Source organism: Streptomyces sp. NPDC037271, from assembly GCF_055603605.1.
The window spans coordinates 1-10,753 of the sequence record NZ_JBVJVN010000010.1 but is presented as its reverse complement, the minus strand read 5'-3'; the positions used below and the strand labels follow the sequence as shown (position 1 = coordinate 10,753).

Here is a 10,753-nt window from a genome sequence, read left to right as displayed (position 1 = left end):
CGGGCGCCGTGTGAGCAATGGCGGATTCCGTGTTTCTGGCGAGCGCGGGCCCGAGCGCCTTGTGCGGCGTGGCTTCCGTCCCCGGTATCGCCGCGTCGGCGGCCTCGTGGGCCGCGCGGCCCACGAGGCCGCCGTGGGTGGTGTCGCCGGGGCGAGGTACCGGACGAGGGGATCACGCCGTGGAGAAGACTCCCGCCCGCGCCGCCGCCACCGCGGCTGCGGCGGCGCGGTCCGCCGTGGCCTCGTCGAGCGGCTCGCCGGTGGTGAGCAGGCGGTAGTAGAGGGGCGCGGAGACCGCGCGGATCACCTCGCGGGTGTCGGTGCCCTCGGGCAGTTCGCCGCGTTCGACGGCCTGCCGGGCGCAGGGCTCCCACTCCGAGACGCGGACGTCGTAGAAGCGGCGCAGTGCGGCGGCCGCCTGGGCGTCGCAGGTCGCGGCGGCGATCACCGCCCTGAAGAGCGCGCCCTGGCGCGGGTCGGCCAGTGTGCGCTGGACGAGCCGGGCGTTCGCGCGCAGATCACCGAGGAGGGTGCCCGTCTCCGTGCGGGGCAGCGATTGCTCGGCCATGTCCATGAGCAGGTCGGCGACCAGGTTGGCCGGAGTCCCCCAGCGTCGGTAGACCGTGGTCCTGCCGACCTCGGCGCGGCGGGCCACGTCCGCGAGGTCGAGGCCCGCCAGGCCGTGCTCCGCCAGGGCGTCGCCGGCGGCCCGGAGAACGGCGGACCGCACCCGGGCGGTGCGTCCGCCCGGGCGGACGGTGCCCGGACCCACGCTTTCGGTTGTCATAACGGTACTCCGGTTCCATTAGTGACTCTGTTCCTGCTACTCTCTCCCCATGTTAACGGGATGCATGTCCCGTTAATGGTTGCCGCCTCGTGCGCGACGCACACCACGCGACGCGACGGGACGTCGGACGAAGGGATGCGGTTGTGGAATACAGGAGACTGGGAGCATCCGGGCTCATGGTCCCGGCACTGAGCTTCGGCGCGGGTACCTTCGGCGGGCGGGGAGAACTCTTCGGCGCCTGGGGCAGCACGGACGAGGCGGAGGCGCGCCGGCTCGTCGACATCTGCCTGGAGGCGGGGGTGAACATGTTCGACACCGCCGACGTCTACTCCGGCGGGGCGTCGGAGGAGGTGCTCGGCGCCGCCGTGAAGGGGCGGCGCGACCAGGTGATCATCTCCACCAAGACCGGGCTGCCGATGGGCGATGGCCCGGCGGACGCGGGCACCTCGCGGGCGCGTCTGATCACGGCGGTCGACCAGGCCCTGCGCCGGCTGGGCACGGACTACATCGACCTCTTCCAGCTGCACGCCTTCGACGCCAGAACCCCGGTCCAGGAGGTGCTCTCCACGCTCGACGACCTCGTACGCGCCGGGAAACTCCGCCACACCGGCGTCTCGAACTTCAGCGGCTGGCAGCTGATGAAGTCCCTGGCCGACGCGGACGCCCACGGACAACGGCGTTACGCGGCACACCAGGTCTACTACTCCCTCGTCGGTCGCGACTACGAGTGGGAGCTCATGCCGCTGGCCCTCGACCAGGGCGTCGGAGCCGTCGTCTGGAGTCCGCTCGGCTGGGGGCGGCTCACCGGCCGGATCCGCCGTGGCCGGCCGCTCCCGGCCGGCAGCCGGCTGCACACCACGGCCGACTACGGCCCGCCCGTGGCGGACGAGCTCCTGTTCCGGGTGGTCGACACCCTGGACGCCATCGCCGGGGAGACGGGCCGGACCGTGCCCCAGATCGCCATCAACTGGCTGCTGCGGCGCCCGACCGTCTCCTCGGTCATCATCGGTGCCCGCAACGAGGAGCAGTTGCGGCAGAACCTCGGCGCCGTCGGGTGGACCCTGACCGACGACCAGGTGGCGAGGCTCGACGCCGCGAGCGCCACAACGGCTCCGTACCCCTACTTCCCCTACGAACGTCAGGAGGGCTTCGCCCGGCTCAACCCCCACCCCTTGCGGCGCGTCGGCGTACCCCAGGACTGACCTGCCCTGTTCCGGCGGTGCGGGAGCGGCATTGTCAGTGCCATGCACAAGAATGTGGGCAAGCGAGATCAACACCGGCCGGAGCGGGTAGGCGGTCTCGAGTCCCCTGTCCCGAAAGGCCACCACCGATGCCGCTTACCGTCGTCCACGCGCAGACCGCCGAAACCCGTGCGACCGGCCGTCGCGGACCCCGCCCGTGCGCCCCGCTCAGCCTGGCCGAGGCCGACGTCCTGCGGATCGTCGCCGACGCGCGGACCCCCGTGTTCGTCACCGTGCGCGCGGGCGGACGGCGCAGATACAGCTACTGGCGGCCGCTGGACTCCGCCACGGGCAGGGGCGGCTGCTACGCGGCGCTGCCCACCGCCGAGTGCGACAAGCTGCACGCCGCCGGCCGGATCGCACTGGGCGACCCGCTGACCGACCCCGCCCGGACCATCTACCGGGTCACGGCCGTCCGGACCCCGGCCGGACCCGTGCGCCCCGCGCGCCCCGTGCGGGCCAGGCCGCATGCGGCGTGACCACACGGAGGGGCCGGGGCGGTCGGAACCCGAGGGTGAGGAGGCGCGGATGACGAGGACGCACGGCACCGGTGACGAGGCCGCCGAGGAGAATCTGCTCCAGGGCCTGCGCGTCGATGAACGAAGGCCGGAGAAGCCCATCCTGCTCAACGCGGAGGGGAGTTCCATCGACACCTGGCGGGAGAACCACCCCTACGACCGCAAGGTGCGCAGGTCCGAGTACGAGAGGCAGAAGCGGGTCCTGCAGATCGAGCTGCTCAAGATGCAGCGCTGGGCCAAGGAGACGGGGCAGCGGATCGTCGTCCTGTGCGAGGGCCGCGACGCGGCCGGCAAGGGCGGCACCATCCAGCGCTTCACCGAACGCCTCAACCCCCGCGGCGCCCGCGTGGTCGCCCTGGACAAACCGACCGAGCGGGAGGCGGGGCAGTGGTACTTCCAGCGTTACGTGGCCCACCTGCCCGCCCGCGGCGAGATCGTCTTCTTCGACCGCTCCTGGTACAACAGGGCGGGCGTGGAACGGGTGATGGGCTTCTGCACGGAGCCCGAGTACCGCCAGTTCCTGCAGCAGGCGCCGCTGTTCGAGCGCCTGCTCACCGACGACGGCATCCTGCTGGTGAAGTTCTGGTTCTCCGTCTCCCGGGCCGAGCAGCGCACCCGATTCGCGATCCGCCAGGTCGACCCGGTCCGCCGCTGGAAGCTCTCGCCGACGGACCTCTCGTCACTGGACCGCTGGGACGACTACACCGCGGCCAAGGTCGACATGTTCCGTGCCACCGACACGCCGCACGCACCCTGGACGGTGGTCAAGAACAACGACAAGCGCCGGGGCCGGCTGGAGGCCATGCGCAGCCTGCTGGACCGCTGCGACTATCCGGCGAAGGACGACGACGCCGTGGGCAGCCCCGACCCGCTGATCGTGGGCGCGGCCGACACCCTGCTCGAAGCCGGTGAGGAGCCCGTCGACCTCTCGCCGACACCGCTGGCCGGGCACGGCGACGGGCCGGGGACCCACCCCGGCCGGACGGACTGAACCCGGCCCGTCCGGCCCGCGCACCGGCGCGGGCCGCGGCACGGCTCAGTGACGCAGGGCCGCCCGGAGGGCGGGATCCGACGCCGCCCGCCACACCGACGGGAGCTCCTCCCGCCGTGCGCGGGCTGCCGCCCGTTCCTGACCGTGGAGCAGACCCCATGTGAACGCGGTCTCCCCCGCGCTGTGGGCCGCCACCGCCAGTTCCCGCAGGGTGTCCTGGGCGACGACGGCGTCCTGGTGCCCACCGAGCACCTTCTGCACCGCCTTGGCACGCTTGCCGAGACGGGCGACGGGCTTGCCGAGCGCCGGACGGGCCACCTCGGCCGCGTAGCGGACCTTCTTGGCCGCCTTGCGCGCCTGGTGCAGCGCCGCGTCCCGGGACTGCTCGGGAGGCTGCTCCAGCGCGTGGCCCATGCGCCCGGTGAGACGGTCGTACTCCTTGAGGACCGCCTTGGCCATGACACGCGCCGGTTTGCCCGCCGCCCCGGCGCGCAGCGGCGGCTGACGGACCAGCTCGTCCAGCGCGTCCAGGAGACGCAGATAGCGGGCCGAGGCCAGGGCCTCCCGCGTACGCGTCCGGCTCTCGTCGCCGTGGGACACGCCCCACACCCGCAGCCGGGCGGCGACCGGGCCGAGCACCAGGTCGTCGGGCAACTCGGCGACCGCGCCGCCGATCCGGTCGCGCAGCACCTCCTGGTCCCGCTCGACCCCCAGTTCTCCCGCCAGCCACCGGAGTTCGGCGCGAAGGGGATCGGTGATCCGCCGGTCGAGAACCGACCGGTACGAGCGCAGGCAGCTGCGCAGGCGCCGGCATGTGACCCGCATCTTGTGCACCCCGTCGGGCTGTCCGCGGCGGACCGCCGGATCCAACGTCACCAGGATGCCTGCCTGCTCGCGCAGGTACGCCAGTACGTACGCGCCCGGAGACCCGGGCACCACCTCGCCGGGGGCCTGGCGGGAGTGCCCCGCCTCCCTCGACGCGCCGGTGTCCCGCAGCGCCCGGACGAGCTTGGAGGGGCTGTCCGACCGGGTGATCCCCTTCTTGCGCAGCTTCCGCTCCACCGTGTCCAGCAGCCCGGCGTGGGCCCCGTCGGCGAGCTCGACCTCCAGCTCGCTCCACTCGGCACGGCCACCACCCGCCAGCAGCGAGTCGGCGCGCACCTCGTCGAGGCTCAGCACGGCGAGCACCCTGCCCTCGGTGTCACGGAGGTGCCGCACCGAGCGGACCGACCGGATGCGTACGACGGGACGCAGCTCCGCGCCCCGCGTGCGGGACAGGACGAGCTCGCGCAGCGCCTCCGGCACGTCGTCCGACAGCGCGGCCCACACCTCCTCCCGGCTGTCCCCGGCGAGCGGCAGCTTCAGATGCCACCCGGCGTCCGAGCCGCCCGTCCGGCGGCGCAGGGTGGCCGACGTGCCGGCCAGCCGCAGATCCGCGGTGTCGTGGTACACCGCGTCCAGTTCCTCGGGCCCGGCCGCGGTGACCGAGGTGACGGGACCGACGCCGGTGAGGTCCGGCAGCCCGTCGGCGCCGGAGGAGGACGGTTCGTACTTTCGCTCTGTCTCGCGCTTCGACTGGGTCATGTTGTGTCCCTCGACGCGATCGGGCGGATCAAACGCGAAGCGCGGTGCGTAATGCCACGACGGGAGAAGAGCCGCAGTGCGGCCGACGGGAAGGACCGCCTGTCAGGGAGCCCGGCGAGCACCGTGGAAGCGGCGTTACGCCCCTACCGGTCGCCGGACCGGCACGCGGCGACCGCCCGCTGCGCCGACGAGACTGCGCAGCGCCGGACGTGACGCCGTGGCCGTCCGGCCGTACGCCCCACAGAGGCGGACACGCGGCCGCAGATCCTAGCCGCCGGCGACGAGCCAGGGACGGGGATCGGTGTAGTACCCGTCGAGCACCACTTCGAAGTGCAGGTGGGGGCCGGTGGACAGACCGGTGGAGCCGACCCGTCCGATCGGCGTGCCGGCCTCCACCTCCTGTCCCACGGCGGCCTCCAGGGACGACAGGTGACTGTAGGTCGTCTCCAGTCGTTTGCCCTGGATGGTCCCGTGGTCGATCACTATGCGGTTGCCGTACGCGTTGGTCGGCGCGGCGAACACGACGCGGCCCTGCCGGGCGGCGGCGACCTGTGCCCCCTGGGGCGCGGCGAAGTCCACGCCGGTGTGCAGCTTGGTCACCCCGGTCAGCGGGTGCTCGCGCGATCCGTAGGGCGAGGTGATGGTGAGCGGGCTCACCGGAGCCGCCAGGAGGGCGCCGGCCGCACCGCCCGCGCCGCCGCCCGAGTCGGCCCGGTCGAGCGCCTCGTACCGCGGGAGCAGGGCCTTGACCTCGGCCAGGTAGGTCTCGGCCGTCGGAGGTATGCGCCCCGCCTCCGCCACGGCGTCCGTTCCCGACGAGTACGCGGCGAGGGTCAGATCCACGAGATCCCCGTTGACCCGGCCCTCCGTGCGCAGTGCCGTCACCTTCTCGGCCAGGGAGCAGTCCTGCCGGCCGAGCGCCATGATCGCGTCCGCCGGATCGCGGGGCGAGGAGTGCCCGTTGCCGTCGTCGTCCTCGCCCCACGTGCGCCACTCGGTGTCGGTGAAGGCGGCGATGCCCTTCTGGCCGGAGAGCTCGTCCGTGTCGTCGCTCCAGCCGGAGAGCTGGTCGATCTGGGCGGCGAGCACCGACGGCTCGAGGATCGTGCAGGCCGAGGCCGCCTTGCGCAGCCAGGGAATGTAGGAGGGGTCGATGTCGACGGTCGTGGCCCGGTTCCCGTCGGAGTCCTCGGGCCACGGGGACGGCATGCCGCCCGTCAGCGCGAGGAACGTGGCCACGCCGGTGACGGTCACCAGGGCCGGCAGCACAAGCAGTGTGAAAGGACCCGGGCCGCGGCGCCTGCGCTTCCCGGCCTGCTCCGGTTGGCCCGGCGGCTCTGGCTGCTCCGGCTGATCCCGCTGTTCTGTTTGTCCCGGCTGTCGCTCGTCCGTGTCTTCGGTCGCTTCCGCCACGGTCAGCCGTTCGTCGTTCACCCGGGCACTCGCCGGGACCTGGTGCTCACGAAGGGAAGGTAACGCCCCGTTCCATCGACGTCAGGAGCCCCCGAGGCAGAAGGGGGTGCCCGAACGGGCAGACCGGCGGCGTCCGACGGCCCAGGGTGCCCGCACACAAAGGCCCCCTCCCGGCGGTCGGCCCGGTTGCGGCGCCTCCACTCCCGGCGTCCGCACCACCGGTCGGACGGAGACCTCGTGGCCGGACGGAGACCTCATGGGACGCCCGATCCCCGATTCCCGATCGTCGCCCCGTCATCCACCGGCATGGCCTACAATCCCCGCCATGGGCGTTTCCTGAACCGACCGCACGGTCCGCAGTCATCCGCCCGGCAGACGCCGGGCGTCGATCCGTCGTGCCCCGCGCGCTCACTCAGGAGACAGTCAGCCCATGTCCGTTCACTCCGCCTGCCCCGCCCTGGACGACCGCATCGCCCGCCTGCGGCAGCTCGCCCAGGACGAACCCCGTCTCGAAGGTGTCCTCCTCTACGGATCCTGGACGGTCGGTGAAGCCGACGCGCACTCCGACATCGAGGCCTACCTCTACGTCGAGGACGAGTACCTCGACGACTTCGACGCCCGGGCGTTCCTCGAACAGCTCGCCCCGCTCCAGCTGGCGTACACCAACATGTACGGCATCCTCGCCGTAGTCTTCGACGACCTGATGCGCGGCGAGTTCCACATCACGCCCGCCGGACCCGGCATCGACGAGGTCCCGGCCTGGGAGGGCATGGTGCACCTTCCCCGCCCCGAAGCCGCCGTCCTGCTGGACCGCACCGGCCGCCTCACCCGGGCCGCCCGGCGCCTGGCCACGTTCCGCCCGCCCGAGCCCGCTCGCACCGCGCAGCAGCTCACCGACGAACTGGCCAACTGGACCCTGATGCTGGCCCACGTCCTGGCCCGCGGCGAAGTGGCCCGCGCCCACAACCTGCTGCACGCCGTCGTCGCGCCGCACCAGCTGAAGCTCTGCCGGCTCCTGCGCGACAGCACCGCACACTGGCTGACCCCCAGCCGGGCACTGGAGAGGGACCTGCCCGCCGCCGACGTCGACCGCTACACCTCCACCACCGCCGCCGCCCGGGAGGACGAGGTGCGCACGGCCGCTCGCCGCAGCTGGACGTGGAGCCGGGAGCTGAGCGCCGAGGCAGTCGAGCGTTGGGCCGTCCGGGTGCCGCGCGGACTCCACGAACAGATCGCCCAGCTGCTGGCGGCGAACCGCCGGGGCTGACCCCTGGCGTCCTCGGCGGGACGTGGACGCCAGGGATCACGACGGTGGGGTGGGCCGGACGGCGAGGACGGCGATGTCGTCGGCGCTGTCGGCCCCCAGGCCGATCAGCACCTCGTCGCAGAACGTGTCGAGGGGCTCGCGGGCCAGATCGGCCGCGTGCCGGCGCAGCCGGTCGAAGGCGTCGTCGAGGGGTTCGTCGCGGCGCTCGATGAGACCGTCGGTGTACAGCAGCAGTGTCGAGTGGGCCGGCAGCGCGTGGCCGGCCGTGGGCCGGGGCACGTCGGGATCCATGCCGAGGAGCAGGCCCGAGCCGTCGTCGAGGTAGCGGGTCTCGCCCTCCCGGGTGGTCAGCAGGGGCGGCAGATGACCGGCGGAGGAGTGCCTCAGCTCCCAGGGGCCGTGCGCGGGGCCCTTGACCAGGCCGTAGAGGCAGGTGGCGGTGGCCTCCCGGTGAAGACTGTGGTTCGCCAGGTCCAGGCGGTGCAGGACCTCCGCGGGCGGCTCCTCGCGGTCGACGGCGATGCCACGGAGCATGCTGCGCAGCTGGCTCATGGCGATGGCCGCGTCGAGATTGTGTCCCGTGACGTCACCGATGACCACGGCGGTGTCCCCCTTGGGCAGGACGAAGCTGTCGTACCAGTCCCCGCCCACCTGCGCGGTGGTGGAGGAAGCGGCGTAGCGGGCGGCCAGTTGCAGGCCCGCGACGTCCGGCAGCACCGGCAGCAGGGAACGCTGAAGCCGTTCGGCGATGGAACGCGTCTCCTGGTACAGGCGGGCGTTGTCCACCCCGAGCGCCAGGCTGTGGACCAGGTCGTCGACCAGGGCCAGGTCCTCTTCGGTGAACGGCCGGCCCCCCGTCTCGCGCGTCAGGGTCAGGGCGCCGAAGATCTTGCGGCGGGCCCGCAGCGGAGCGACGACGGCGCTGCCCGCCCCGAGCCCACGGAACAGTTCGAGGTAGTTCCGGTCCAGTGCGCTCTCGGCCTGGCCCGGCGCCGGAGCGTCGGTGAGCAGCAGAGGACCCGCGCCGCGCAGCACACGGGCCAGCGGGCCGCGCGACTGCTCGGAGACCGCCGGGAGCCTGCCCTCGTACGCCGCGGGGCGCAGGCCACGGGGGTCCCGGTGGACGACACAGACCCGGTCCACCTGGGCGTGTTCGGTGAACAGGTCCACCACGCACCAGTCGGCCAGCCGCCGCGTCAGAAGCCGGCCGGCGCACCGCAGCCCCTCGTCCAGGTCCAGGGTGTTGCTGAGCTCGGCACCCAGGTCGGCCAGGAGGGAGAGCCTGTTCAGCGCCGACATGCCGCGTTCGGCACCGCTCGCCCTCCTGTCGGGTTCCGGGGCGGCCGGCGCCCGGCCTGCGCGGGGCTCCCGGGCCGCCGCCGGCCGGTTCCTGCCGTGATTCGTCGGCACCTCGAGGGGCGTGGTCGCCCGGGGAGTGAGCTGGGCGACGAAGACGGTGCGGCCGTCGGCCGTCTCCTGCGTCTGGATGTACAGCCTGACCGGTACCACCCCGCCGTCACGGCGCAGCGCCGGAAGCGGCACGGAGCGGCCCACGATGCGGGTGCGACCGGTGAGCAGCATCGAGGTGAACGCCGCGGTGTGCCGTCGCCGCAGGTGCTCGGGGATGAGCGTGGTCAGCCTGCGCCCGACGAGGTCGTCCGGTCCCCAGCCCAACAGGTCCGCTGCCGGTCCGTTCGCCGCGATGATCCGGTTCCCGTCGTCGGCGGCGATGGTCGGGACCCTGCTGCTGCGCACCTGGCCGGCGTCCCACGGCACGACCTCGGTGGAGCTGACCTCGGGTTCGCGGGGCATCACGGTCCACGCGGTGGGGTGGGCCCCGGTCAGCTGCCCCACGATCTGGTCGAAGAGCCAGTCGTGGAAGGCGCGGCCGCGCGGCAGCGCCGGCAGCGTGAGCAGCCGTTCCTCCCGGGCCGCCTCCTCGGCCAGGTCGAGCACCCGCCGCAGGGCTCGTACCGCGGGTGCGGCGTCGGCCGGCAGCGGCAGGAACAGAGAGCGGAGATCGGACTCGGGGAGCGGCTCCTCAAGAGCGGCCGTCGCGCAGGCACTGATCATGCTGTTGATGTCGTTGGCGACCGTGAGGTCCTCGGGGGGCACCCCGGGGAGACCCCCGGCCGACGCGGCGAGGGTCAGTTCGCGCAGCACCGCGTGCCGGTGCTGCCGGCACGCCGTGTGCAGGGCACCGGGCACGTCGACGAGCGTCACCGTCTGATCGGAGGCGCACGGCGGTACGCCGGTCTCCCACCCGGACGACGGCGGTGGCGGACCGTCGGGCCACAGCTCGAACCACACGGTCTTGCGCTCGTCGTCGGTGTCGACGCCGTACCGCGAGGCCAGCTGCTCCACCAGCGCCAGCCCCTGTCCCGTACCGGCGTACGGCGAGCAGTACTGCGGTACCAGTGCGCGGCTCGGCCGACGGTCACCGACCCGTACGCGCACCCGGCCCTCGTGGCGTGCCACCGCCACCTCGGCCTCGGTACGCGCGTGCAGCACCGCGTTGGTGACCAGCTCGCTGACCAGAAGCTCGGCGGTGTCCACCAGGTCCGAGGCGACGTCGTCCAGCGCGGCCCGCACGAACCGCCGAGCCGACGCCACGCTCACCGGTGCCTGTGCGAATCGCCGTGACACCGCCGCCGACGGATCGAGATAGCCCATGTCACCAGTGTGTGCCCCGCACGACGGGCCTCGCAGCGCGCCATGCGTGTGCGCCCCGGCCGAATCGCCGTGATGTCCACCGGCCGGGTGAGGCCCTCGGGCGGCTCAGGGGCGGCCAGGTCTGGCAGGCGGGGGATTACTCCGATAGTTTGCCGGTGCGGCCCCGCGTTCTCCCCCGTACGCGGGGGCTCACCCGTCCGTGTCTCCCCTCCCGACACCCGCCTCGTCCTGCGCGGGGAACCGGGGACGTCGTGGACACCCCATCAGTCCGCGGGGCGC

At 73.1% G+C, this 10,753-nt stretch carries 8 protein-coding genes; 4 read left to right on the top strand and 4 right to left on the bottom strand.

Going from position 1 to position 10,753, the window contains the following annotated elements:
- Nucleotides 1–172: 172 nt before the first annotated feature.
- Nucleotides 173–787, bottom strand: coding sequence for a TetR/AcrR family transcriptional regulator (locus ACZ7G3_RS18665; RefSeq protein ID WP_470926832.1), 615 nt, complete (start codon nucleotides 785–787; stop codon nucleotides 173–175).
- A gap of 143 nt (nucleotides 788–930) precedes the next feature.
- Between ACZ7G3_RS18665 and ACZ7G3_RS18660 the strand changes: the two genes are divergently transcribed.
- From ACZ7G3_RS18660 to ppk2, 3 genes are all read left to right on the top strand, one after another.
- Nucleotides 931–1,989, top strand: a complete 1,059-nt coding sequence (locus tag ACZ7G3_RS18660; protein ID WP_470926830.1) for an aldo/keto reductase — start codon at nucleotides 931–933, stop codon at nucleotides 1,987–1,989.
- Nucleotides 1,990–2,117: 128 nt separating this feature from the next.
- Entirely contained in the window at nucleotides 2,118–2,507 is a 390-nt protein-coding gene (locus ACZ7G3_RS18655) for a hypothetical protein (RefSeq protein WP_470926828.1), read from the top strand.
- 49 nt (nucleotides 2,508–2,556) lie between these two features.
- On the top strand, nucleotides 2,557–3,537 hold the full coding sequence (gene ppk2, locus ACZ7G3_RS18650; RefSeq protein WP_470926827.1) for a polyphosphate kinase 2: 981 nt from the start codon (nucleotides 2,557–2,559) through the stop codon (nucleotides 3,535–3,537).
- 45 nt (nucleotides 3,538–3,582) lie between these two features.
- On the opposite strand, the gene ACZ7G3_RS18645 is transcribed toward ppk2, so the two are convergent.
- Nucleotides 3,583–5,121 (bottom strand): CYTH and CHAD domain-containing protein, encoded by a 1,539-nt coding sequence (locus tag ACZ7G3_RS18645; protein ID WP_470926826.1) that lies wholly within the window; start codon nucleotides 5,119–5,121, stop codon nucleotides 3,583–3,585.
- Nucleotides 5,122–5,388: 267 nt separating this feature from the next.
- Nucleotides 5,389–6,555: a M23 family metallopeptidase gene (locus ACZ7G3_RS18640; RefSeq protein WP_470926825.1), complete on the bottom strand. Its 1,167-nt coding sequence runs from the start codon at nucleotides 6,553–6,555 to the stop codon at nucleotides 5,389–5,391.
- 409 nt (nucleotides 6,556–6,964) lie between these two features.
- Here ACZ7G3_RS18640 and ACZ7G3_RS18635 point away from each other — a divergent pair, with 409 nt between their 5' ends.
- Nucleotides 6,965–7,801 carry a nucleotidyltransferase domain-containing protein gene (locus ACZ7G3_RS18635; RefSeq protein WP_470926823.1) on the top strand — a complete coding sequence of 279 codons (837 nt, stop codon included), beginning with the start codon at nucleotides 6,965–6,967 and terminating at the stop codon, nucleotides 7,799–7,801.
- Nucleotides 7,802–7,837: 36 nt separating this feature from the next.
- On the opposite strand, the gene ACZ7G3_RS18630 is transcribed toward ACZ7G3_RS18635, so the two are convergent.
- Nucleotides 7,838–10,474: a SpoIIE family protein phosphatase gene (locus ACZ7G3_RS18630; protein WP_470926822.1), complete on the bottom strand. Its 2,637-nt coding sequence runs from the start codon at nucleotides 10,472–10,474 to the stop codon at nucleotides 7,838–7,840.
- Nucleotides 10,475–10,753: the final 279 nt, after the last annotated feature.

Coding starts and splice junctions, on each gene's coding strand:
- ACZ7G3_RS18665 (WP_470926832.1), bottom strand. CDS start 787: ATGACAACCGAAAGCGTGGGTCCGGGCACCGTCCGCCCGGGCGGACGC.
- ACZ7G3_RS18655 (WP_470926828.1), top strand. CDS start 2,118: ATGCCGCTTACCGTCGTCCACGCGCAGACCGCCGAAACCCGTGCGACC.
- ppk2 (WP_470926827.1), top strand. CDS start 2,557: ATGACGAGGACGCACGGCACCGGTGACGAGGCCGCCGAGGAGAATCTG.
- ACZ7G3_RS18645 (WP_470926826.1), bottom strand. CDS start 5,121: ATGACCCAGTCGAAGCGCGAGACAGAGCGAAAGTACGAACCGTCCTCC.
- ACZ7G3_RS18635 (WP_470926823.1), top strand. CDS start 6,965: ATGTCCGTTCACTCCGCCTGCCCCGCCCTGGACGACCGCATCGCCCGC.
- ACZ7G3_RS18630 (WP_470926822.1), bottom strand. CDS start 10,474: ATGGGCTATCTCGATCCGTCGGCGGCGGTGTCACGGCGATTCGCACAG.